Source organism: Methylocystis sp. Uni0008, assembly GCF_056838045.1.
Genome location: NZ_CM166370.1, coordinates 2,292,169 through 2,314,050, shown reverse-complemented (window position 1 = coordinate 2,314,050; position 21,882 = coordinate 2,292,169). Strand labels below are relative to the sequence as shown.

The following is a 21,882-nucleotide window of genomic DNA, read 5'->3' as shown; positions in this document are numbered from 1 at the left end:
ATCCACGTTCAGGCGCGCTTGATCCAGAAAACATCGCCGCGGCCCGGCGTGGATGGCCGCGACAAGCGCGGCCATGACGAAAACCGGCGTCTCGCACAAGATCGTGAAAATCTGTGGTCTTTCCTCGCCGGAGACGCTTCTCGCGGCGATCGAAGCGGGCGCGGACATGGCGGGCTTCGTCTTCTTCGAAAAGAGCCCGCGCCATATCGATCTCGAGACGGCGCGCACGCTTGGCTTTCTCGCGCAGGAGCGCATCAGCAAGGTCGCGCTCACCGTCGACGCCGACGACGCCGCGCTCCAAGAAATCGTTGAAGCGCTCGCGCCCGACTATCTGCAGCTTCATGGCAAGGAAACGCCTGCGCGCGTCGCTGAAGTGAAAGCCCGCTTTGGACTGCCGGTGATCAAGGCGGTCGGCGTCGCGACAGCGGGCGACGTCGAAGCGTCGCGCGCCTATGAAGGCGTCGCCGACGTCATTCTGTTCGACGCCAAGCCCGCGCCGGACGCGGCCGTTCCTGGGGGCGCCGGCGTCGCCTTCGACTGGGATTTGTTGCGCGGCGTCGCTGCGCAGCGCTGGATGCTGTCGGGCGGACTCGATCCCGATAACGTCAGCGATGCGATGCGCCGCACCGGCGCGCCTGCGGTGGATGTCTCGTCCGGCGTCGAGCGCGAACGGGGCGTCAAGGACGTGGCGAAGATTGCCGCCTTCGTGGCCGCCGCTCGGCTTTCATAGGCGCGCGCGACGGTTTAAGACTGCGCCAACGGATCGGCCCCCTCCCAGTCCCTCCGACGCTCACGAGCCGCGTTGCGGAAAACTCGATGAAGCGCCGAATCTGACTCCCTCTCCCGTGCAGCGGGCGAGGGTTGGGATGGGGGCGGCGCCGTAGACCCGAGGACGCTCCCGTGAACAAGCCGCTTCCCAATTCCTTCCGCGCCGGCCCAGACGAAAACGGCCGTTTCGGCATTTTCGGCGGCCGGTTCGTCGCCGAAACGCTCATGCCGCTGGTGCTCGACCTCGAAGCGGCCTACGAGGCGGCGAAGAACGACCTCGCCTTTCACCAAGAACTCGCCGGCCTTCACAAGCATTACGTCGGGCGCCCCAGCCCGCTCTATTTCGCCGAGCGCATCACCGACTATGTCCGCGAGCGCGCGGGCGAGGGCAAAGGCGCCAAGGTCTATTTCAAGCGCGACGAGCTCAACCACACCGGCGCGCATAAGATCAACAATGTGCTAGGGCAGATTCTGCTCGCGCGGCGCATGGGCAAGAAGCGCATCATCGCCGAGACGGGCGCCGGCCAGCATGGCGTCGCGACCGCAACGGCCTGCGCGCGCTTCGGCCTCGACTGCGTCGTCTATATGGGCGCGGTCGACGTCGAACGTCAGAAGCCGAACGTCTTCCGCATGAAGATGCTCGGCGCCGAGGTCATCCCCGTGCAGTCGGGCGCGCGCACGCTGAAAGACGCGATGAACGAAGCGCTGCGCGACTGGGTGACGAATGTCGGGAACACCTTCTATTGCATCGGCACGGCGGCGGGGCCGCATCCCTATCCGGCGATGGTGCGCGATTTCCAGTCGATCATCGGCAATGAAACGCGCGTGCAGATGCAGGAGATGGAGGGGCGGCTGCCGGATTCGCTCGTCGCCTGCATCGGCGGCGGCTCCAACGCCATCGGTCTCTTTCATCCGTTTCTCGATGACGCCAGCGTCGAGATTTTCGGGGTCGAAGCGGCGGGCCATGGCGTCAATGTGCCGAACGGCCATGCGGCGTCGCTCACCGGCGGGCGCCCCGGCGTGCTGCATGGCAATCGCACTTACTTGCTGATGGATGACGACGGCCAGATTCTCGAAGGCCATTCGATTTCGGCGGGACTGGATTACCCCGGCATCGGCCCCGAACATTCATGGCTGCATGAGATCGGCCGCGTGAAATATCTGAACGCCACCGACAAGGAGGCGCTCGCCGCCTTTCAGCTGTGCTCGAAACTCGAAGGCATCATCCCGGCGCTCGAACCCTCTCATGCGCTCGCGAAAGTGTTCGAACTCGCGGCGCAGAAGCCCCGCGATCATCTGATGGTGATGAATATGTGCGGCCGCGGCGACAAGGACATCTTCACCGTCGCCGAACATCTCGGCGGGATGTGAACGCCAGACGCAGAGCAAGTAGTTTCCGGCTTCTTCAGAGCGAGCGCAGCTCGCTCTCGAAGGAGCAGGGAAATTGCGCTGCGCCCTCGTGCTTCGAGACATTGAATTCGCAAGTCCGGCAAACTCGATTTGCAGCCGCTTCTCAGGATGCGGTCGTCTAAATTCAGTTGCCTTTCGCCACGCACCGCTGCGCAATCTCATTCAGCCTTCGCCCGCGCTCGGCTTCATCCGTCACGCCGGCGAGCGCCTTGCTGCTGATCGCTTCCTTCGCCGTGCACTGACAGGCGTCGTGGCAGATTTTGCCTTCGCCGCCCTCATCCATGCAGCGCGCTTCGCAGGAGGCGACAAACTCCGTCGTGTCGATCGCCGGCGGCGCCAGAAAAGCGATCCCCAGCAGCAGCGCGAACAGCGCCGGCTGATGCGCGAGATAGATGAGCAGGCTGTGGCGGCCGAGGAACGGAAGCCATGTCCTCTCCCCACTTGTGGGGAGAGGGTTAGGGTGAGGGGCTTGGGGGTTTGGCGGCGAAGGAAAATCGGCGGAATCCTTCTGTGTGCGTCTTTGGGACGAAAGCCCCTCGCCCCTCACCCCAGCCCTCTCCCCGTAAACGGCGAGAGCAAGCTTCCCCGCCGCCAGGCCGAGCAGCAGCGCGCCGGCCCAGGGAAACAGCGGACGCCAGTCCTGGGTCATCGGCTCGCTTGTCGAAAGCCCGATCCACTGCAGCCAATCGGCGTTGAAGACGGGGGACGCGAGAAATTCTCCGCCAACAAGGAAGAACACGGCGCCGGCGAGCGCGACGGGCCAGGGCGCGAAGAGAAAGGGAACCGCGATCAGGCTCGCGACGGCGATGCAATGCAGGATGCCGAAGAACACAAAGGCTTTCGGAAAGGCGACATAGGTGCCCGCCGACACCAGCGCCGCCGCGGCCACGATGATCGCGAAGCGTCGCCAGAAGGCAGGCCAGCGCATGTGGGCGCGATGCGCCAGCACGAGCGCGACGCCGGCGATGAAGAGAAAGGCGAAAGCGATCGAGTGGCCGAAGATCCTCACGGGCGCCGACCACGGCAGATTCGCCGGCGCATAGCCGAAATGGGAAAGATCCCAGATCAGGTGAAACACGATCATCGCCAGCACGGCGAGACCGCGCGCGGCGTCGAGCGCCAGCCAGCGGGCTTTCGTCATCGACGCGCGGACGACGGCGGCGCGCCCTGGAACTTGCTGAACACCATGTCCGGCGCCGACAAATTATGCCGCGACGGCAGATGCCGTCCGACCCATACTTCGGCCGCGTTGGCGCCCGGGAAGCGCGTGACCGGGGCTTCTTCCCAGCCTTTGCCGCGCTTGTTGCGCCAGGCGACGATGGCGGCGTCGCTCATCGTCTCCATGGCGTACATCGAGCGAAGCGCCGCGAAGGGCAGTCCGTTCGGCATCGGCTGGCTGAAAGCGACGTCGAGCGTCAAGCGGTCCTGATCGACGCTCTTGATCGAGACGCGCGCTTCGCCGCCGCGTCTGAATTTGAGAATCAGGCTGCGCGATTGAGGGTCGAAGACGATCTCGTCGAGATCGACGATCGGACGCTCCTGCACCTCGACCGGCCCGACAAGAAAGGACGAGCCATAAGCCGTCCAGCGCATGTCGTCGAACGGCAGGGGCCGCGCCCGCCAATAGCCGTCGGGCGGATAGAGCACCATGATCTCTTCGGCGCGCTCGCGGTGCCACATCCAGAGCTGAATCAGATGGAAGCCCCGCTCTACCGAATCGCCAATCCTGATCGGCACGTCGTTTGGTCGCCAGAAGGAGGGAAAGGTGAAGCCCGTCAGCCAGAATTCCGGCGTCTCCCAGAAGGTCTTGCGGCGCGCCTGCGAGAACGCCTTGGGATCGACGGTGAGGTCGCAGCTCGACCAGTCCGGCGCCCAGCGGTCGGAGACGATGGTGTTGATGTAGGACGGATGCACCGCCTGGATTTGCAGACTGCGGACGCGGGGCGAGATGAAGTCAAGCTCGATATTGTCCTTTTCGGCGCAAAGCTCCGGCGCCGAATTGTTCTCCACCCGCACCTGCAACTCTTCGGCCGCTTCGGGAAGCTCCGCCGAAGCGGGTCCGGCGAGAGCCAGGCCGCCGGCGCCCAGCAGAAAGCGGCGGCGGTCGAATGTCGTCGTCAAGCGGATGTTTCCTTGTTGCTTTTGCAGCTCTTATCGCGCGCAAAGGAAGCGCGGCAAGCGTCGCGACCATTAACGGGCCGCAAGAGGCAAAAACAAGGAGGGCCTGTCGCGCTAGAGACAGGCCCTTGCGTCATCGTTTCAGAAAGCGCCTCCGCCGAAGAAAAGGGCGAAAGGATCCACGGTGGCGTAACCTGAGCCGTAAGCGCGACGGCCGCGCGACGCCGCATAGGCGACGGCTCCGCCGCGCCGCGCGCTGGCGTAATAGCCGCCTCGGGGCGGCGCGCCGGTGATCGAAATGCGGCCGCCTTCCCGCTGCACCATCTGATACAGCATCGCGGCGTGGCCGGGGGAGAGGCGCACGCAGCCGTGCGACGCGGGCCGGCCGAGGCTGCCCGTTTCATACGACCCGTGGATCGCATAGCCGCCGCGGAAGAAGATCGAGTGCGGCATGGGCGACATGTGATATTTTCGCGAGTAATGCATGGGCTGCATGCCGGTCGGCGCGAAGGAGCCGCGCGGGGTATAATAGCCCGCGCGCGCCGTCGACACCGGCCACGAATAACTGCCCGACGACGACTGCACGTGCATCGTCTGCGTCGAAAGATTAATGTGAATATGGGCGGCCGCGTTCGCCGCGCCCGTCCAAGCACAGAGGGAAATGACCGCGGGAAGGATGACTGGGAAACGCATGACGGACTCCTGACCCCAACGCGGAAGCGGCCTCGCCGGCATTTTTGCTGTGGCTTGGCGCTCCATCAAACTAAATGAAGCAGTAAGGTTTCGCGGCAAGGATGAATCGCAACCTTTGCGTCCTGCGCAGAAGACTGGGGGCGAGACGCCCATGACAGACCGGATGATGCGCGTGATTTTCGCGACGCTGTTCGCCGTCGCGGGGCTGGCGAGCGAAAATGGCGCGCTGGCCCAGGACAGGGGCACGATTGAGCCGAAGCCCCTGCCGCCGCTCGCCAATCCCTCAAGCCCGGCGACGCCGGCGCGCGAACTCTTCGGCCGCGCGCAGGAGGCGGCGTCGCTGCGTCCCGATCCGATCGGATTCTATTCGCGCGGCTGCCTCGCCGGAGGCGAGCCGCTGCCGATCAACGGCCCGCACTGGCAGGTCATGCGCCTGTCGCGCAACCGCAATTGGGGCCATCCCAATCTCATCGCCTTTCTGAAACATTTCTCCACGAAGGCGGCGCGCGAGTCCGGCTGGCCTGGACTGCTGATCGGCGATCTGTCGCAGCCGCGCGGCGGGCCGATGCTTTCCGGACACGCCTCGCATCAGATCGGCCTCGACGCCGACATCTGGCTGACGCCGATGCCCAATCGCGAATTGACCCGCGAGGAGCGCGAAGAGCTCATGTCGACCGACGTCGTGCGCGACGACCAGCTCGACGTCCGTTCCGACGTGTGGAGCGAAAGCCATATCGCGGTGATCCGCGCGGCGGCGATGGAGCCCGCCGTGCAGCGCATCTTCGTCAACGCCGCGATCAAACGCGCGCTGTGCCGCTCGGCGCAGGGCGAAAGCTGGATGCATAAGGTGCGGCCGATGTGGGGGCACAATTACCATTTCCACATCCGGCTGCACTGTCCGAACGGCTCCAACTGCCGCGACCAGGACCCGACGCCCCCGGGCGACGGCTGCGACGCCTCGCTCGCCTGGTGGTTCCAGGACGGCGTGCTGCACGCGAAGAAATCGGGGAAAAGCTGGCCGCCGATGACGCTTGCGGGTCTCCCCGCCGCCTGCCGCGAAGTTTTGCGCGCGCAGTAGCTCAGCCGACGCGGGCGCCCGTTCCGATGGGGCAGGCGACGCCGGTGCCGCCGAGACCGCAATAGCCGCCGGGATTCTTGGCGAGATACTGCTGGTGGTAGTCCTCGGCGTAGTAGAACGGGCGGCCTTCGGCGATTTCCGTCGTGATCGATCCCAGCCCTGCGTCCGTCAATACGCGTTGATACGCGGCGAGGGATTGCTTGGCGGCGGCGAGCTGGTCCGGGGTCGAGACATAGATCGCCGATCGATACTGCGTGCCGTGGTCATTGCCCTGGCGCATGCCCTGGGTCGGGTCGTGGCTCTCCCAGAATATGCGCAGCAGGTCATCGAATGAGATGGCCGGCGGCTGATAGACGACGAGAACGACCTCGGCGTGGCCGGTGCGGCCGCTGCAGACGTCCTCATAGGTCGGATTTTTTGTCACGCCGCCGGCGTAGCCGACCGCCGTCACATAGACGCCTTCGCCGGCTTGCCAGAATTTGCGCTCCGCGCCCCAGAAGCAGCCCATGCCGAAGAGGACCTGTTCGGACCCCAGCGGAAACGGCGGGTCCAGCGGCCGTCCGTTGACGAAATGGCGGGCGCCATGCGCGACCGGCGCGTCGTGGTCAGGAATTGGCCCGAGCAGCTTGGAGAGACTGAGTTCGTCGAAGATCGCCATGGCGCCGATATAGTGCGCGGCCCGCCGGGAAACTAGCGGCGGGCGTAATAGAGCGGCGCCTGCCGCCGATGGCTGACCAGAATCAGCAGGGCGCCGAGCGCGCCGAAGGCGACGCTGACCGGCGCCAGCATCAGCGTGGTCAGCATCGGATCCCACAGAAAGCTCGACACGTTCTCGACGCTCGACTGAATCGACTGGTAGAGGCCGGGGAAAAGCTCGGAGGCGCCCCGGCTGACGCTCGTCACCGTCACCCGACCGGCGGCGATCGAGCGCGTGCCGTCGACGATGAGGGCGATGAAGCCGCCGGCGAGCAGGAGGAGGCCGATCAGTCTTGTGAGGAGTCGCAGCATGGTCTCGTCGTCGGAAGGCTCGAAGCGGGCGGGTGCGGAAATCGTGGGAAGAATAGGCGCCCAAGCTTCGCCTGTCCATGCGCGACGTTGCGTTTGAGGCGCGCCTGAATATAGTGCGCGCTTCGCGGAGGGGTGGCCGAGTGGTTGAAGGCGCACGCCTGGAAAGTGTGTATGCGGGAAACCGTATCGCGGGTTCGAATCCCGCCCCCTCCGCCACTCCACAAAATTGGCGCCGCCACGATCAGCTACTTGATAGCTGACGCTATCGGTTCATCGAAACCGGGCGCATGAATATGCGCCGAATCAGGGGAGGCGCTGATGCAGGGCGGATGTCATTGCGGCGCGGTTCGCTACAGCATCGAAGGCGAGGCGATAACCAGCGCGCTTTGCCATTGCGCCGATTGCCGGAGGCACGCAGGCGCGCCGGTCGTCGGTTGGGCGATGTTTCCGGAGGCCAGCGTCTCGATCATCAAAGGCGCGACGACGACCTACGAGTCGTCGGAGCACGGCCGCCGGCAATTCTGCCCCGCATGCGGTACCGGGTTGTTCTATCGAAACTCACAGGTCCTGCCCGGCATTGTCGACGTGCAGACGGCGACGCTTGACGATCCTTCCCTGCTGCCGCCGCACGCTCAAATCCAGATCGCAGAGCGTATCGCCTGGATGAAGGAAGCGCACGCCCTGCCGGAATTCGAACGCTATCCGCCGATGTAGGGCTATGCTTGAACATTTCGCGTAGCGAATAACGACCGCTCAGATTTCTTCCCCAACCGTGAGGCGACATGACCCGGCTTCGCTTGCATCGGGAGAGCCATCTCGTCCAGCGCATCGGCTGGCTGAGAGCGGCCGTGCTCGGCGCGAATGACGGCATCGTCTCGACCGCGAGTCTCATCGTCGGCGTCGCGGCGGCCGAAGCGTCGCGCGGCGACGTGCTCATCGCCGGCGTCGCCGGGCTGGTGGCCGGCGCCATGTCGATGGCGGCGGGCGAATATGTCTCGGTGAGTTCGCAATCCGACGCCGAAAAGGCCGATCTCGCCCGCGAGCGCAAGGAATTGAGCGAGCAGATCGAACTCGAACGCGAAGAGCTTGCGCAGATCTATGTCGAGCGCGGCGTCGACCTCGATCTTGCGCGGCAGGTGGCGCTGCAACTGATGGACAAGGACGCGCTCACCGCTCATGCGCGCGATGAACTCGGAATCTCGGAGATCGTCGCCGCAAGACCCGTACAGGCGGCGCTCACATCGGCCGCGACTTTCGCGGCAGGCGCCGCCTTGCCGCTCCTGATGGTGTGGATTGCGCCGCGAGACGTCATCGTCCCCGTCGTCTCGGCCGTATCCCTGGCATGTCTTGCGCTGCTCGGCGCAATTGGCGCTAAGACCGGCGGCGCCCCGATTCTGCGCGCCACGCTCCGCGTGACGTTCTGGGGCGCCTTGGCGCTGGCGCTCACCGCGGGCGTCGGCAAGATTTTTGGCATGGCCGTTTGAGATTAACGGGGATTGCGGACCACGCTCCATCTATGGCGAATGCGGGGTTCATATTGAGAGTGGAGCAGCAGATGATTCGCCTGGCGTTTGTCGCGATGCTTAGCGCCGCTTTCATCGCGGTCGGCGCGGTCCATGCGGAGGAGCGCGTCCCCGCCGAGCAGGTGACGGAAATCGCCAGGACGACAAAAACCGCCACGGGGCAGCCGATCGCGCTGCCGCAAGGTGCTCTGGAGGTCGTGGCCTCGATCTACACTCTGGCGCCGGGCGTCCGGCTGCCGGAGCACAAGCATCCGTTTCAGCGCTACGCCTATGTCCTGCAAGGCGCGCTGATTGTCCAGCAGGCCGGCGCCTCGTCGCGGATCTACCGCGCGGGAGAATTCGTCGTCGAGAGCGTCGACAGCTGGCATTTCGGCGCGACGGTCGGCGACGCGCCGGTCAAGCTGCTGGTCATCGATCAATCGCCGCCGGGCGCCGAAATCACCGTCGATCGGCCGGCGGCGCGGTAAGCGCGCGAAACGCGAAGCGTCCCCCGTCCGACATCGGCGGGGCGTTTGCCATCCCGTTAGGGCCGCGCCTCGATGATCATGTTGAACGGCGTCGCCGCCGCCTTGCGAAAATGCGAGAAGCCGCCTTCGCGCACGACCGCTTCAAGGCGCTTTGCGCCGGCCTGTGCGCCGAGCGCGAGCCCGACCTCCTGATTGAGCGAGGTCGGCACGCAGATGTGGGTCGAGCCGGCGTAATAGACCCGCCCGACAGGATTGAGGTTCTCCGCAAGACTGTCGCCGGCCGCGGGCTCGATCAGCATCAAGGTTCCGTCCTTCGCGAGGGCGTCGCGAATATGCGCGACGGCGCCGACAGGGTCGCCCATGTCGTGCAGCGAATCGAACATGGTCACGAGATCATAGCCGTCGCCGGGGAAATCCTGCGCCCGCGCCGCTTCGAAGCGCACGTTCTTGCGCCCGTTGGCCTTCTCCCGCGCATGCGCGATCGACCCTTCATGGTAGTCGATCCCGACGAATTGCGAATTGGGGAACGCGTCGGCCATGAGCAGCGTCGACACGCCATGCCCGCAGCCGATGTCGGCGACTTTGGCGCCGCGCTCGAGCTTGCGCGTCACGCCGTCGAGCGCAGGCAGCCATTCGGCGACGAGATGGGTTCGGTAGCCCGGCCTGAAAAAGCGCTCGACGCCGCAGAACAGACAATTGCAGTGGTCGCCCCAATGCATGCCCTTGCCGCTCTTGAAGGCCTCGGCGAGCTTGGGTTCGTCGTGAAAGATCGCCGACAGCAGGCTGAAGCCGCCCACCATGAAGGCTGGACTGTCCTCCGCCGCGAACACCGCCGTCTGCTCGGGAGACATCGAGAACATGCCGGTCTCCGCGTCGTAATCGACGAAGCCCGAGGCGGCTTGCGCCGACAGCCATTCGCGCACGTAGCGCTCATGCGTGCCCGTCTTGGCGGCGAGTTCGGCGGATGTGGCGGCGCCTTCCGACAGGGCGCGGAACAGGCCGAGCTTGTCGCCGAGAATCACCAGCGCCGCATTGGACGCCGCGCCGAGTTCATTGACGACCGTTCCGACCAGCGAATCGAGTTTGTTCATGTCGAGTTTCATCGTTCGCCTCCCATAGTGACGTGCGCCGAGGAGCGCCTTCGACGTCGCGCTCGCGCGTTCAGGTGGAGAATACAGGCGACGCGTGCGACTGCCGAGCGATGACGTCGCTTGTGTCGCGAGCTTTTCGTCAGCTTCGAACAGGAAACGTCGCGCTAGTGTCCTGATTCAGAAGTTTCTATCCAGCTTTGGCTTGGAGGTCGAGGGTGCGACGGCAGAAGCGTTCGATGGAGGCCAGAATGTCGTCGGCTGACTTGGTCCAGCGCAGCGGCTTCGGATCAGCGTTCTGTTGGGCGAGGAAAGCCTTGATGGCGGCGATGAGGTCTTTGACGGACTTGTGCGCGCCTCGCTTGATCTGCTTTTCGGCCAGCAGCGCGAAGAAGCGTTCGACCTGATTGATCCACGACGACGATGTCGGCGTGAAATGCATGTGCCAGTGGGGCCGCTTGGCGAACCAGTTGCGGATCACTTGCGTCTTATGGCTCGAAGCGTTGTCCATCACGACGTGAATGTCGAGGCCGGCGGGAACGTTGCTCTCCACTTCGTCGAGAAACTTGCGGAACTCCTGCGCGCGATGGCGCGGCATGCATGTGCCGATCACACTGCCAGCCTTCACGGTCGTCTCAGCCGTGACAGCAGCGATGAAGCCGGCAAAGAGCGTCGTAGTGCCGTGGCGGTCGTAGTCGTGCGTGCGCCGCTCGACTTGTCCAGGGCGCATCGGCAGCAGCGGCTGCGTTCGATCAAGCGCTTGTATTTGGCTCTTTTCATCCACGCATATCACCAGCGCCTTGTCGGGCGGATCGAGATAGAGGCCAACGATGTCGCGCACTTTCTCGACGAACTGCGGGTCGGTCGAGAGCTTGAAAGTCTCGGTGCGATGCGGCTGTAGGGAGAATGCACGCCAAATGCGATGAACCGACGAAGTCGACACGCCCGATGCTTTCGCCATGCCGCGCGTGCTCCAGTGCGTCGCGTTCTTGGGCTGCGTTTCGAGTGTCCTGGTCACGATCTCCTCAACGCGGTCGTCGCCGATCTTGCGTGGCGCGCCACAGCGCGGCTCATCGTCGAGACCATCGAGACGGTGCTTGGCGAAACGCTCGCGCCATGTGCGCACGGTCTGCCGCGTTACACCGACCGCAGCCGCGATCTCGCAGTTGTTGAGCCCGTCAGCGGCCCGCAACACGATCTCCGCGCGTTGCGCATGCCCACGCGCCACCTTGCGTCGCCGGACGAGCCTTTTGAGGTATTCCCGTTCGTTCTCGCTGAGCTCAATCTTGCTCGCTTTGGTCGCTCCGTCCCTCGCCATGCCGCCCTCCCGAATCCCGCCTGGGCCGAAGGAATCACAATCGCGAAAACGTGGCTAGTAATTTCTGGGACAGGACACTAGCGCAGTTTGATCGTCAGATCCGTGCCGTCGTTCCCGGTCTCGCCGCTGACCGGCAGGTCAGTGATGATGAGCGAAGCGCCGGTCCACAGGCGTTCGGCGATCCGGTCGCGAACGTCCTTGGGGATGTCGACGCGCTCCAGCGCCTCCGCTGGACTGGCGCCCGATGGACGCCAATCCCAGGACACGTCGGCCCGAGCTTCGGCCGACGCCAGATTCTTGCGGCGCTCCGGCTGCGCGTCGGCTGCGCGGACGGGCATCGATACGACGGACCATTTGAGCGAGGCGCCGTCTTCGTTCGCCGCCGTCGCGATGTAGAGATGCGAACCGAGCGGCGCGTCGGGATCGCGGATCTCGACCGGCGCGTCGAAAAGCGGCGAAAGGCCTTGTCGAACGTAGAGTCGCCGTTCCTTCTTGCTGATCAGCACGGACACGGGCGCGATGCGCCGCTGCGCTTCTCTTTCGGCGGTCGCGGCGACGGCGGCGGCGGCGCGCGCCTCCTCCAGCCGCCGATCAAGATCCGCGAACTCCGTGTCCTTGGCGGCGGAGATGGCTCTCGCCTGCTCCAGCTTCGCGGCGGCTTCGGCGAGTGCGGCTTCGGCGTTCGTCTTCGCGAGCAGCGCCGCATCTTCCGCGAGGAGCGCCTTTCCATAGGCGATCGTCAGCCGATCCGCGTTGGATTTCGCGCGCGCGTCGCCAGAGAGCGCGCCGCGCTCCGCGGTTTCGGCGGGCTCCTTCTGGCTGGCCGCCGCCGCCATGGCGGCGTTGTAGGACGCAGCGGCGGCGTCTGCTTTCGCGCGCGCCGCGGCGTTCACGGCTTCTGCGGCGCTGAGCTCCGCCGCTGCGCGCGCGGCGTCCTTCTGCTTCGCCGCCGCGTCAGCGGACAACGTCTTGACGGCCTTGGCGGCGGCGGCGGCGTCGGCCGCGGCCCTGGTCTTGAGTTGCTGCGCATATTGGTGCGGATTCACCGTCAGGCGTTTCGCGGCGGCGTTTTCGCGTGGGGCGGCCGTTGATTCGGGCTTATCCGCGGCCGCTTCGTTTTTGGGCTGCTCGGCTTGCGGTTGCGGGTCGGCGACGCCAAATTCGACTGCGACCGGCGCCGGCTGCTGCGGAGCGTCCACGGCTTCAGCAGTTTTATCCGCCGCGTCGAGCCTCGGCTCCTCCGCCTTCTGTTGCGCGTCGGCATGCTGCGCCGGCTGCGGGTCAGCGGCCGGCGTGGAATTCGTTGACGCAGCCGCTTCGGAGACGATTCCGGCGTTCGCGCGTTCCGCCTGTTGCGGAGCGGGCGCAGCTTTGGCGTCCGCAACGACTTCCATGCTGACGTCCGCCTTCGGTTGTTCCGACTGCGGAGGCGCGTTGGCGACGGAAGGCTCCGTCCCCGCCGAAGCGGTTGAAGTTCCTACGTCCGGCGCGGATTTGGCGGCCGCACCCGTTTCGCCGCCCGCCTCGACAATCGACTTTTCCGCCTGCTCTTGCGACGCGTTCGACGGGCGATCGGCGGCGGCTTGAGGCGGCTGAACGGAGTCCGTCGCTGGCTCGTCCTTATCGGATTCGGCGGCGCGCATTTTCGGCGCGGGCAGCAGCGGGTGGTCGAACTCGGACGGGCTGACGTCATGCGGCGAGATGACGACGCGCTCGCCGATCCTGGTCATGCCCCACAGCCTCGCGGCGAAGGCGGCGGGAAGCCGGATGCAGCCGTGCGAGGCGGGATGTCCCGGCACGACGCCGAGATGCATGGCGATGCCGGACCACGTGATCCGCTGCATGAACGGCATCGGCGCGCCGGAATAGATGTTCGACCGGTGAAATCGCTCGCGGCCGATGATGGAGAAAATGCCCTTGGGCGTCGGATGTCCGGCGATGCCGGTCGAGATCGCCGAACGGGCGACAAGGCCCCGGTGATTGTAGATGGACACGTGCTGGTCCGCGATCGAGGCGATCACGAAGAGCGGTCGATCGAGTTGCGCGGCCTCGGGCTTGGCCTCTCGCGCCGCTGTGGCGCCGCCCTTTTCGGGCGCCGTTCTGGAGACTTTCTTTCGCGCGGAGGGGCGCTGCGGCTGCATCGCCGGTTTGCGCTCACGCGCCGGCTCCGCGCGAGGCTCGCTCTCGCCGCCCCAGAAAAAATAGGCTTGCGCCATGGCGGGCGTGCGCGCGACGCCAAGCGTCGCGGCGGCGCCAGCAGCAATCACCACCGTCGTAAAAAGCCTGGCGCGAGAGCGCATTCGAAAGCGCATGGGCCGCTCCAAACCGCGGTTAAGCGCCTATGGTAGTAAGGCGTATTTCTTATTTAATCGATAATGAATGGCTAATGCGAGGCCATGCAAGCAAAACAAAAGCCAAGAACAAGACAGCGAAAGCTTGAACTCTGCTTGGCGGCGAGTTGAGGGAGTTGTTTTTCTTAGCTTTGCAGCGCCCTTCCCAAAAATGACGCGATCGCCGCGAAAGCGGCGTCGGTCTCGCTCAGCAGGCCAGGAAAGAAATAGAAACCGTGCGGCATGGCTTCGCCGATGAAATGCGCGACCTCTACCTTCGCCGCCGCGAGTTTTCCGACAAAGGCGCGATTGTCGTCGACAAGCGGATCGGCCCCGCCGCTGACGAGCAGCGTTCGCGGGTAGCCCGTCAAATCGCCGAGCGCCGGGCTCGCCCAGGGATTTCGCCACTGCTCGAGCTTCGTCAGATAGGCGCCGCGCGCGAATCCCATGAAGGCGGCGTCGATCACAACGCCCGTCGGCGCCAGTCGCTCGAAGGACGGAAATTCTTCGAAGTGAAAATCCGTCACCGGGCATAAGAGCACTGTCGCGACGATCGATGCGCGATCGTCTCGCGCTCTTAGCGGCAATGCGGCGGCGAGATTGCCTCCGGCGGAATCTCCGCAAACCAATAGGCGCGATGGGTCGCCGCCAATCTCGCCGCCTGCGTCGCGCATCCAGCGCAGAACCGCCATGCAATCGTTGAGGCCGGCGGGAAACGGCCATACTGGCGCCCAGCGATAATTGACGCTGACGACGATGATGTCGTTTTCCGCGGCGATGCGGCTGGTGACATAGGCCGTGTCTTCCGATCGTCCGACGACGAAGCCGCCGCCATGGACGTAAAGCATCATCGGCTTTGCGCCTTCGCCGGAAGGCGCAAAACATTCGCAGCGGATCGGCCCGGCCTGCGAGGGAACGGCGAGGGTCGAAACCTTCACCTGCGGATAGAGCTGCGCGGCGCTCGGCGGCAGTTCCGCCGGGTCGATGGCCAGCCCCTCGCCTCTGTAACAGGCGCGCACCGGCGCCAACATCATGTCGCGCATGGCGACAGGCGTGCGCAGCTTCGACAGTAAACGATAAAAGGGCGCGGCCGGATCGTTTTCCGCGACGCGGATGGCGCCCGGTCCATCCATGCGCTCGTCGACGAAGACGCACGGGTCCGGACGGTTGTCAGCGTCTCCCATTAACTCTTTCCCAAAGTTTTTTGCGCTCAGGAATTCAAAGCCTGGCGCAAATTCATGAAGCGATGCGCTCGACCCCGGGCGGCGGTCAAATTGACAGGATGCAGCCGCGAGAACAATATCGGGGCGTACCGTCTGCGGGGGCGAGTTCCATGAGTGACAATGACGACGGCGTCGACCGTCTGCTTTCGCGCCGATCCTTATTGCTGGGCGCTTTCATCCTTCCTCTGGTCGTGTTGGAGCCCGAGCCGGCCTCCGCTCAACTGGGTCTCATCGGCGCGATGCTCGGAGGGTTTCGCTTCCGATTTCATCGTCGCCATTATGGCGGCTATCATCATTATCGGGCCCAGCGACATTTCGCGCGTCATCGCGGACGCGTGCGCGTCGCGAGCCGTCATCGCCACAGCGGCGGCGGTGGCGGTGGTGGCGGCGGCGGTTCTTCGGGAGGCGGCGGACAGTTCAGCAAAGGCGGTCTTTAGCGGCGGCCGCGTCGCCGCTTGACCCTTTGCAAGGCGTCGGCGGCGTCGGGAATGTCCTGCAGGCTCGCCTTGTAATAGAGTTCTTCCGCCTTGCTGCGATTGACGTCCAGTCCCGCCAGGCCCCTCTCATAGGCTTCGGCCAGCCAGAATTGCGCGCGTCCGTTGTTCTGCGCTTCGGCCAGCTGAAACCAGCGCACCGCTTCGCTCGGGTCTTGCCTGCCGTCTGGCGTCAAGCCGTCCTTGTACATGACGCCGAGCGACGCCTGCGCGTCCGCATAGCCCTGCATGGCGGACTTCTTGAACCAGTTGAACGCCTCCGAGAAGTTCTGGTGGCCCGGCGCCTTCGCGTAGAGAGTCGCGAGATAATATTGCGCCTCCTTGTCGCCGGCCTCCGCCAGTCTTTGCGCGATCGGGAAGGCGGCGTCCCACCGGCTGCGATCTTTCATCGCCGCGCGCAAGTCTTGAATCGACGCGCTTGAGTTCGATGCGGAGGACTGACGCCAGTTGCAGCCGAGGGGATCGTTCGGCGTGGCGAACTGCGAATTGCAGTCGCCGCGTCGCGGGGGCGCGGCGTCATTGACCCGGCTGATCGATCGCCGATCGCCGTCCTCGGAGTCGATCCGCGACATGCGTTCCTGTCGATCCGGCGCAGAAGATGGCTCCATCAGCGCGAGAAACGCCAGGGTCGCGAGGCCTGCGGCCGCGACGCCGAGCGAAGCGCCTTGCGCCGCCGGATGCAGCCGCTTGAAGCGGCGCACGAGCGTCGCGCTGCGACTCTTGGCGAGGGCGATCAGCTTGGTCGACACGCGCTCGGGCGGCGGCACGTCGTGTTCGGCCGTCGAATCCTGAACGAGATGGGCGGCGTTTCGCACGATGCTCGCGGCGTCGATGCGCAGCGCCGTGGCGCCGAGCGCGTCGCTGAAGGCGCGCATGTTCGGGAACCGCTGCTCGGGACGCTTCGACAGCGCCGTCATGATCGCCGATTCAAGTTCCGGCGTTACGCCGGAGATTCGCGGCACGAGCGGCGGCGCCTCGGCGTGGATCTGCGCCTGGGTGAGGTCATATTCGGTCGCGCCGGAAAACGGCGGCGCGCCTGCAAGCATTTCGTAAAGCACGACGGCCAGCGAGTAGAGGTCGCTCCGCTCGTCGCCTTCGCCGCCGCGGCATTGTTCCGGCGACATGTAAAGAGGCGTTCCGACCGCCGTGCCGGCGCGCGTCAGACGCACGCTGCCGCGCACCCGCGCAATGCCGAAATCCATGATCTTGATGCGGCCGTCGTCGGCGACCATCAGGTTCGACGGCTTAATGTCGCGATGAATGACGCCCATCTGATGCGCGTAGGCCAGTCCGTCCGCCGCCTGCGCGACGACGGCGAGACTTTCCTTGACGCCAAGCGGCTTGCCGCGCTCTCTCAGGATCTCGTCGAGCGGCCGGCCGTTTACGAGCTCCATGACCATGTAAAGGTCGTTGCCCTCCAGCACCGGCGAATAGAGCGTCGTGATGTTCGGGTGGTTGAGTTTCGCGAGACTTGTCGCCTCGGCCCGGAATCGCCCGACGAAATCGGGATCTTGAGTGAGCTCCGCGCGTAAGGATTTGATCGCCACGTCGCGCTCGAGAAAGGTGTCGACGGCCGCGTGCACCTTGCCCATCGCGCCCGTGCCGAGCAGCCGGACGACTCGATAATGTCCGATCATCTGCGGGTCGGTCATGTCTTAACCCTCCGCGACGGCGTCGATCTTCGCCGTCAGCGCGCCGGTCGGCGGGTCGGCGACGTTGATCCGCTTCGTCGCCGCTTGATCTGGAGCCCGACTAACGCCGTCGGTTTCGACCACGAAAACGCCTATTGAGATGTTGTCATGTCCTCCGCCGCCGCGGGCCGCCTCGATCAGCAGGCGACAGGCTTCCGCCGGCGCGTGCCTGGAGACGGCGTCCGCGATCGTCGCGTCGGAGACGAGATTGCTCAAGCCGTCCGAGCACAACACCGCAATGTCGCCGAGCCGCAGCGGCAGGCCTTCTTTCCAGATTGTCGGCTCGACGTCGAGACGCGTGCCGAGCGCCTGCAGAATGACATTGCTTCCGGCGCCCTTGCCGGCGTCCTCCGGCGACATTACGCCATCGCGCACCAATTGCGCGTGCAGCGTCTGATCGTCGGAAAGCTGGGTGAGCTGGCCGTCGCGCATGAGATAGGCGCGGCTGTCGCCGACATGCGCGAGCCAGAGAAGACTGTCCCTGACGCCGAGCGCCGTGCATGTCGTTCCCATGCCGGCGCATTCGGGATGTTTGCCGGCATAGTCGAGTATCGCGCGATTGGCGGCGTCGAACGCCGCGCGCAACGCCTCGGAAGGGGTCTTGTCGAGCGAATAATAGACGCGACGCACGACTTCGAGCGCGAGCGCGCTCGCCACCTCGCCGGCGGCATGGCCGCCCATGCCGTCGGCGACGAGCGCGAGCGCGCCATGGTCGCGATCACTCGACCCGCCGGCGCCCGCAATGAAGGCGACGGAGTCTTCGTTAAGCTGCCGGACGCATCCGACATCCGTGCGGATCGCGCCTGCGATGCGTAACGGAGCGGCTGATGGCTGGTTCGCCGTCATGGGAGGACCGGCCTCTATTATTCGCGCTGCGCCTGCGTGAGTTCGGCGCCGTATTTGATCGGAACCGCCATCGTCGCCTTGGTGTCGCCGACGTTGCGGCTGTAGGTGAACAGTCCGATGACTTTGCCCATTGAGTTGAACACCGGACCGCCGCTGTTGCCCGATCCGGTGGCGACGACGCTGAGCTGGTAGACGTCGCCCATGTCGCTCGCGAAAGTCCCGCCCTCCGTCGACGTCACGCCGCTCGCGGTCTTCGACACGATTCCCTCGGTGACGGTCGCCTCGGTGATCTTTTCGAGCTGGCTGCGAATGCGGCCGCGCTCCTCCGTCTGCCGCAGCACGAAGTTCTCGACCGAGACGGCGGGATAGCCGAGAACGATGATGTTCTCGCCGACCTCGACCGGAGCGTTGGGCGCCAGGTCCACCTTGGTCAAAGTCTGTGGCGAGTCGATCTTGACCAGCGCCGCGTCGGCGTCTGGCGAGGTCCGCACGAGACTGGCGTTGACGCCCAGCCGGCTGCCGTGAAACTTGACCTCCAGCACCTCATTGCGTCCGACGAACGTCGCCTTGTTGTTGGAGTTCGGATCCGGCGTATTGCCGGCGAGCGCCGTCGTGGGATCGTCCGTCTTGAAAATATATCCGCCGGACTCAGGGATCCAATAGAACACGTCGGAGTAGGTGGAATCGCGCAAATCGATGATCTTCGGCTCCTTGATCTTGGCTTTGCGCTTCTTGCCGGACGAGACGACGACGTAGTCGTAGAGAATGCCCTCGCGGCCGCCTTCGTCGCCATAGGCGACCTGCCAGCCCGCGGCGACGTGCTTGTTCGTCAGTATGTAGCCCTGCTCGCTGATGACGAAGCCGCTGCCGGTGCCCCCGCCGCCGACCATCAGATTGGTGATGTGATCATCCTCCAGCGTTAGCCAACGCACGACGCCGAGATTGTTCGGCAGCTGCACATAGGCGGGATAGCGCCGGCCCTTGTAGTCGACAGTCTTGTGCTGGATCGGCCGACCGGTCTGCTTGTCGTAGAGGCGCCACATCATCCCGATTTGGACGGTCGACTTCGCGAACTTGTCGTAGATCTCGCGCGGCTTCATGCCGATCTTGCGGTTGACGTCGTCGGGTATGCGCGACAGCCGTTCGTCGGTCTCGTTCTGGGTGAGCTTCTCTTCCGCGTCTCTACGTTCGAACTCGCGATGCTGCGTCCAGTAGAGCGCCGCGCCGCCCAGCACGAAGAAGGCGACCACTGCGGCGATCACGCCGGTCATCGTGCGAGCGGCTTTGCCGCGTTCCTCGCCGATGAGCCGCTGCACGGTTTCCTGGCCGACGCCGGACTTCTTCGTTGCGTCGGCGCTCGGTCCTCCCGCCGTGCTCGCTCCGGTCGCCGCAGCGCTGACGGCGGTCGACGCTGCGACTTCCGCCGTCTTGATGACGCGCGTCGCGGCCGTGTCCGCGACGCCGATCACCTTCGTTCGGGCGGCGAAATTCGTCGGCCGCGGCTGCACGTCGAAGGCGAATTTCGGGCCTTTGGCGCCAAGTTCGATCGTGTCCTCGGGAAGGAGCTCGACCTCGCCCGTCACCCGCTCGCCATTCAGGAAGGTGCCGTTGCTGCTGCCCGCGTCCGACAGCTTGAAGGAGACATTGTCGCCTTCGCCCGTCATGCGGATGATGGCGTGTTTGCGGCTGACGACGCTGTCGCCGACAGGATCGAAAGCGATCTTGGACGCGGGATCGCGGCCGATGGTGAATTCGCGCGCGTCGCCCACCGGCAACTGTTCGATCTGATTGGCTTTGGAGCCTGACAGATGTCGTATGATGATGCGTTCAACTGGAGTCGTCATTTCAGCCCCCCGCGCGCCAAAAACGCGCGCCCCTGTTTGAATTCGTCTTGCGCTTGAAAATGCGCGAATTGCCCCAACTTCGAGGATAAGCCCGACTTTCCTCGGGTGGCAAGGCGCGCCGCGCGAAAGCCGAGCGTTGCGCACGCAATCGTTCTCGCGCGATCGGTCGCGCGGTGACGTTCGCGCGGAGCTTTCGCGTAATTCTTCAAAGATATCTTGAGGGTAGGGGCTCGCGTGCGCGCGGCGTCAGTTCATCCGCTCGTCCAGCGCGAAGAAGGCTCCCGCCATAACCGGCGGGAGCCCTCAATTGTAGCCAGGGCAGTCAGATCGCCTGCATCGCTTCGGGCTTGCCGCGCGCCCGCTTCGAGATCAGCCGGTTCAGCGCGGAAACATAGGCGCGCGCCGAAGCGACGAGCGTGTCGGGATCGGCGCCGCGGCCGGTCACCGACTTGCCGTTTTCGCTCAGTCGCACCGAGACTTCCGCCTGCGCGTCGGTGCCTTCGGTGACGGCGTGGACCTGGAACAGCTCCAGAGTCGCGTCATGCGGCGCGAGCGCCTTGATCGCGTTGAAGATCGCGTCGACGGGGCCGTTGCCGGTCGCCTGATGGGTCAGCTTCTGTCCGTCGATGTCGAGGGTGAGCGCCGCCGACTGCGGACCATGCGTGCCGGCCATCACCATCAACGCCTCGACCTTGATATGGTCGTGCGCGTTGACGATCTCGTCGTCGACCAGCGCGACCAGATCCTCGTCGTAGACGAATTTCTTGCGGTCGGCCAAATCCTTGAAGCGGTTGAAGGCGTCCTGCAGCGCGTTCTCGCCGAGATCGTAGCCCAGCTCCTTCAGCTTCTCGCGGAAGGCGTGGCGGCCGGAATGCTTGCCCATGACGAGCGAGGTCTTGGAGACCCCGACGCTCTCCGGCGTCATGATCTCGTACGTATGCGCATTCTTGAGCATGCCGTCCTGATGGATGCCGCTCTCATGCGCGAAAGCGTTCCGACCGACGATCGCCTTGTTGTATTGCACGGGGAAGGACGTCACCGCCGAAACGAGCTTCGACGCGCGCGTTAACAGCTTGGCGTCGATGTTGGTGAAAAACGGCAGCGCGTCGGCGCGCGTCTTCATCGCCATCACGACTTCTTCGAGCGCGGCGTTGCCTGCCCGCTCGCCGATGCCGTTGATCGTGCATTCCACCTGCCGCGCGCCGCCGCGCACGCCGGCGAGCGAATTGGCGACCGCCAATCCCAGATCGTCGTGGCAGTGCACGGAGAAGATCGCCTTGTCGGAATTGGGCACCCGTTCGCGCACCGTGCGGAACAGCTGCTCATATTCCGCCGGCGTGATGTAGCCGACGGTGTCTGGAATATTGATGGTCGTCGCGCCGGCCTTGATCGCGGCCTCGACGCAGCGGCACAGAAAATCGAGCTCCGTGCGCGTGCCGTCTTCCGCCGACCACTCCACGTCCGCGACGTGATTGCGCGCGCGTGTGACCGAGGCGGAGACCATCTCCAGGACCCGCTCCGGCTCCATCTGGAGCTTGTATTTCATATGCACGGGCGACGTGGAGATGAAGGTGTGGATGCGCGGGCGCTGCGCCTGCCGCAGCGCTTCGGCGCAGCGGTCGATGTCCTTTTCGGATGCGCGCGCCAATCCGGCGACGGAGGCGTTCTTCACGCGCCGCGCCACTTCGCTGACGCTCTCGAAATCGCCGGGACTGGCGATCGGGAAGCCGGCCTCGATGATGTCGACGCCCAACTGATCCAGGAGATCGGCGACCTCGAGCTTCTCTTCGAGGGTCATCGAGGCGCCCGGCGATTGCTCGCCGTCGCGCAGGGTGGTGTCGAAAATCAGGACGCGCGCGTCGTTATCTGCGACCGCGTCGGGCTGTGACGTATGGCTCATCGGTTTTGAAATCCTGCTTTGCCGCGCCCGCTCAGGGGCTCTTTCTTGACTGCATGGCGTGTCCCCTGAAAGCCTGGGCGCGA

Annotated in this window: 20 protein-coding genes and 1 tRNA gene; 8 read left to right on the top strand and 13 right to left on the bottom strand. The window is 65.0% G+C overall.

Annotation, left to right across the window (positions count from 1 at the left end):
- The first annotated feature begins 73 nt into the window (after positions 1-73).
- Both AC0X69_RS11520 and trpB read left to right on the top strand, forming a co-directional pair.
- Positions 74-730, top strand: a complete 657-nt coding sequence (locus tag AC0X69_RS11520) for a phosphoribosylanthranilate isomerase (RefSeq protein ID WP_482607732.1) — start codon at positions 74-76, stop codon at positions 728-730.
- A 170-nt stretch (positions 731-900) separates the two neighbouring features.
- The gene (trpB, locus tag AC0X69_RS11515) at positions 901-2,139 is read left to right on the top strand and encodes a tryptophan synthase subunit beta (RefSeq protein ID WP_482607730.1); all 1,239 of its coding nucleotides are present in this window, start codon (positions 901-903) and stop codon (positions 2,137-2,139) included.
- Between the two features lie 163 nt (positions 2,140-2,302).
- Here the strand turns inward: trpB and AC0X69_RS11510 are convergent, their stop codons facing one another.
- From AC0X69_RS11510 to AC0X69_RS11500, 3 genes are all read right to left on the bottom strand, one after another.
- On the bottom strand, positions 2,303-3,319 hold the full coding sequence (locus AC0X69_RS11510) for a heparan-alpha-glucosaminide N-acetyltransferase (protein WP_482607728.1): 1,017 nt from the start codon (positions 3,317-3,319) through the stop codon (positions 2,303-2,305).
- Complete coding sequence (locus AC0X69_RS11505; RefSeq protein WP_482607727.1) at positions 3,316-4,299, bottom strand: hypothetical protein; 984 nt, start codon at positions 4,297-4,299, stop codon at positions 3,316-3,318. The genes AC0X69_RS11510 and AC0X69_RS11505 overlap by 4 nt, the downstream gene beginning before the upstream one ends.
- Positions 4,300-4,437: 138 nt before the next feature.
- On the bottom strand, positions 4,438-4,989 hold the full coding sequence (locus tag AC0X69_RS11500) for a L,D-transpeptidase (protein WP_482607725.1): 552 nt from the start codon (positions 4,987-4,989) through the stop codon (positions 4,438-4,440).
- Between the two features lie 151 nt (positions 4,990-5,140).
- Between AC0X69_RS11500 and mepA the strand changes: the two genes are divergently transcribed.
- A complete protein-coding gene (gene mepA / locus AC0X69_RS11495; RefSeq protein ID WP_482607723.1) occupies positions 5,141-6,067 on the top strand; it encodes a penicillin-insensitive murein endopeptidase in 927 nt (308 codons plus the stop codon).
- A gap of 1 nt (position 6,068) precedes the next feature.
- Here mepA and msrA read toward each other — a convergent pair whose 3' ends face one another.
- Together msrA and AC0X69_RS11485 are read right to left on the bottom strand one after the other, a co-directional pair.
- Entirely contained in the window at positions 6,069-6,725 is a 657-nt protein-coding gene (gene msrA / locus AC0X69_RS11490) for a peptide-methionine (S)-S-oxide reductase MsrA (RefSeq protein ID WP_482607721.1), read from the bottom strand.
- A 32-nt stretch (positions 6,726-6,757) separates the two neighbouring features.
- Complete coding sequence (locus AC0X69_RS11485; RefSeq protein WP_482607720.1) at positions 6,758-7,075, bottom strand: hypothetical protein; 318 nt, start codon at positions 7,073-7,075, stop codon at positions 6,758-6,760.
- 126 nt (positions 7,076-7,201) lie between these two features.
- Between AC0X69_RS11485 and AC0X69_RS11480 the strand changes: the two genes are divergently transcribed.
- From AC0X69_RS11480 to AC0X69_RS11465, 4 genes are all read left to right on the top strand, one after another.
- A tRNA-Ser gene (locus AC0X69_RS11480) sits at positions 7,202-7,291 on the top strand.
- A 99-nt stretch (positions 7,292-7,390) separates the two neighbouring features.
- Complete coding sequence (locus tag AC0X69_RS11475) at positions 7,391-7,789, top strand: GFA family protein (RefSeq protein WP_482613383.1); 399 nt, start codon at positions 7,391-7,393, stop codon at positions 7,787-7,789.
- A 68-nt stretch (positions 7,790-7,857) separates the two neighbouring features.
- Positions 7,858-8,559 carry a VIT1/CCC1 transporter family protein gene (locus AC0X69_RS11470; protein WP_482607718.1) on the top strand — a complete coding sequence of 234 codons (702 nt, stop codon included), beginning with the start codon at positions 7,858-7,860 and terminating at the stop codon, positions 8,557-8,559.
- Positions 8,560-8,630: 71 nt separating this feature from the next.
- Positions 8,631-9,065: a cupin domain-containing protein gene (locus AC0X69_RS11465; RefSeq protein WP_482607716.1), complete on the top strand. Its 435-nt coding sequence runs from the start codon at positions 8,631-8,633 to the stop codon at positions 9,063-9,065.
- A gap of 56 nt (positions 9,066-9,121) precedes the next feature.
- Here AC0X69_RS11465 and AC0X69_RS11460 read toward each other — a convergent pair whose 3' ends face one another.
- From AC0X69_RS11460 to AC0X69_RS11445, 4 genes are all read right to left on the bottom strand, one after another.
- Positions 9,122-10,168, bottom strand: coding sequence for a class I SAM-dependent methyltransferase (locus AC0X69_RS11460; RefSeq protein ID WP_482607715.1), 1,047 nt, complete (start codon positions 10,166-10,168; stop codon positions 9,122-9,124).
- Between the two features lie 175 nt (positions 10,169-10,343).
- A complete protein-coding gene (locus AC0X69_RS11455; RefSeq protein ID WP_482607591.1) occupies positions 10,344-11,471 on the bottom strand; it encodes an IS630 family transposase in 1,128 nt (375 codons plus the stop codon).
- Between the two features lie 77 nt (positions 11,472-11,548).
- Entirely contained in the window at positions 11,549-13,783 is a 2,235-nt protein-coding gene (locus tag AC0X69_RS11450; RefSeq protein WP_482607713.1) for a L,D-transpeptidase family protein, read from the bottom strand.
- A 164-nt stretch (positions 13,784-13,947) separates the two neighbouring features.
- Positions 13,948-14,985, bottom strand: a complete 1,038-nt coding sequence (locus AC0X69_RS11445) for an alpha/beta hydrolase (RefSeq protein WP_482607712.1) — start codon at positions 14,983-14,985, stop codon at positions 13,948-13,950.
- A 159-nt stretch (positions 14,986-15,144) separates the two neighbouring features.
- On the opposite strand from AC0X69_RS11445, the gene AC0X69_RS11440 reads away from it, so the two are divergent.
- Entirely contained in the window at positions 15,145-15,483 is a 339-nt protein-coding gene (locus AC0X69_RS11440) for a hypothetical protein (RefSeq protein ID WP_482607710.1), read from the top strand.
- Here AC0X69_RS11440 and AC0X69_RS11435 read toward each other — a convergent pair.
- The 4 genes from AC0X69_RS11435 to AC0X69_RS11420 all read right to left on the bottom strand — a co-directional run bounded on the left by AC0X69_RS11435 (position 15,458) and on the right by AC0X69_RS11420 (position 21,799).
- Positions 15,458-17,170 carry a serine/threonine-protein kinase gene (locus tag AC0X69_RS11435; RefSeq protein ID WP_482607709.1) on the bottom strand — a complete coding sequence of 571 codons (1,713 nt, stop codon included), beginning with the start codon at positions 17,168-17,170 and terminating at the stop codon, positions 15,458-15,460. The genes AC0X69_RS11440 and AC0X69_RS11435 overlap by 26 nt on opposite strands.
- 3 nt (positions 17,171-17,173) lie before the next feature.
- Positions 17,174-18,055 carry a PP2C family protein-serine/threonine phosphatase gene (locus AC0X69_RS11430; protein WP_482607707.1) on the bottom strand — a complete coding sequence of 294 codons (882 nt, stop codon included), beginning with the start codon at positions 18,053-18,055 and terminating at the stop codon, positions 17,174-17,176.
- A 17-nt stretch (positions 18,056-18,072) separates the two neighbouring features.
- The gene (locus tag AC0X69_RS11425) at positions 18,073-19,899 is read right to left on the bottom strand and encodes a trypsin-like peptidase domain-containing protein (protein WP_482607705.1); all 1,827 of its coding nucleotides are present in this window, start codon (positions 19,897-19,899) and stop codon (positions 18,073-18,075) included.
- A gap of 322 nt (positions 19,900-20,221) precedes the next feature.
- Entirely contained in the window at positions 20,222-21,799 is a 1,578-nt protein-coding gene (locus AC0X69_RS11420; RefSeq protein WP_482607704.1) for a 2-isopropylmalate synthase, read from the bottom strand.
- Between the last annotated feature and the right edge of the window lie 83 nt (positions 21,800-21,882).

Bases quoted from the DNA above. Each gene is read 5' to 3' on its own strand.
- AC0X69_RS11520 (WP_482607732.1), top strand. From the start codon at position 74: ATGACGAAAACCGGCGTCTCGCACAAGATCGTGAAAATCTGTGGTCTT.
- AC0X69_RS11510 (WP_482607728.1), bottom strand. From the start codon at position 3,319: ATGACGAAAGCCCGCTGGCTGGCGCTCGACGCCGCGCGCGGTCTCGCC.
- AC0X69_RS11500 (WP_482607725.1), bottom strand. From the start codon at position 4,989: ATGCGTTTCCCAGTCATCCTTCCCGCGGTCATTTCCCTCTGTGCTTGG.
- mepA (WP_482607723.1), top strand. From the start codon at position 5,141: ATGACAGACCGGATGATGCGCGTGATTTTCGCGACGCTGTTCGCCGTC.
- msrA (WP_482607721.1), bottom strand. From the start codon at position 6,725: ATGGCGATCTTCGACGAACTCAGTCTCTCCAAGCTGCTCGGGCCAATT.
- AC0X69_RS11485 (WP_482607720.1), bottom strand. From the start codon at position 7,075: ATGCTGCGACTCCTCACAAGACTGATCGGCCTCCTCCTGCTCGCCGGC.
- AC0X69_RS11470 (WP_482607718.1), top strand. From the start codon at position 7,858: ATGACCCGGCTTCGCTTGCATCGGGAGAGCCATCTCGTCCAGCGCATC.
- AC0X69_RS11465 (WP_482607716.1), top strand. From the start codon at position 8,631: ATGATTCGCCTGGCGTTTGTCGCGATGCTTAGCGCCGCTTTCATCGCG.
- AC0X69_RS11460 (WP_482607715.1), bottom strand. From the start codon at position 10,168: ATGAAACTCGACATGAACAAACTCGATTCGCTGGTCGGAACGGTCGTC.
- AC0X69_RS11455 (WP_482607591.1), bottom strand. From the start codon at position 11,471: ATGGCGAGGGACGGAGCGACCAAAGCGAGCAAGATTGAGCTCAGCGAG.
- AC0X69_RS11450 (WP_482607713.1), bottom strand. From the start codon at position 13,783: ATGCGCTTTCGAATGCGCTCTCGCGCCAGGCTTTTTACGACGGTGGTG.
- AC0X69_RS11445 (WP_482607712.1), bottom strand. From the start codon at position 14,985: ATGGGAGACGCTGACAACCGTCCGGACCCGTGCGTCTTCGTCGACGAG.
- AC0X69_RS11440 (WP_482607710.1), top strand. From the start codon at position 15,145: ATGACGACGGCGTCGACCGTCTGCTTTCGCGCCGATCCTTATTGCTGG.
- AC0X69_RS11435 (WP_482607709.1), bottom strand. From the start codon at position 17,170: ATGACCGACCCGCAGATGATCGGACATTATCGAGTCGTCCGGCTGCTC.
- AC0X69_RS11430 (WP_482607707.1), bottom strand. From the start codon at position 18,055: ATGACGGCGAACCAGCCATCAGCCGCTCCGTTACGCATCGCAGGCGCG.
- AC0X69_RS11425 (WP_482607705.1), bottom strand. From the start codon at position 19,899: ATGACGACTCCAGTTGAACGCATCATCATACGACATCTGTCAGGCTCC.
- AC0X69_RS11420 (WP_482607704.1), bottom strand. From the start codon at position 21,799: ATGAGCCATACGTCACAGCCCGACGCGGTCGCAGATAACGACGCGCGC.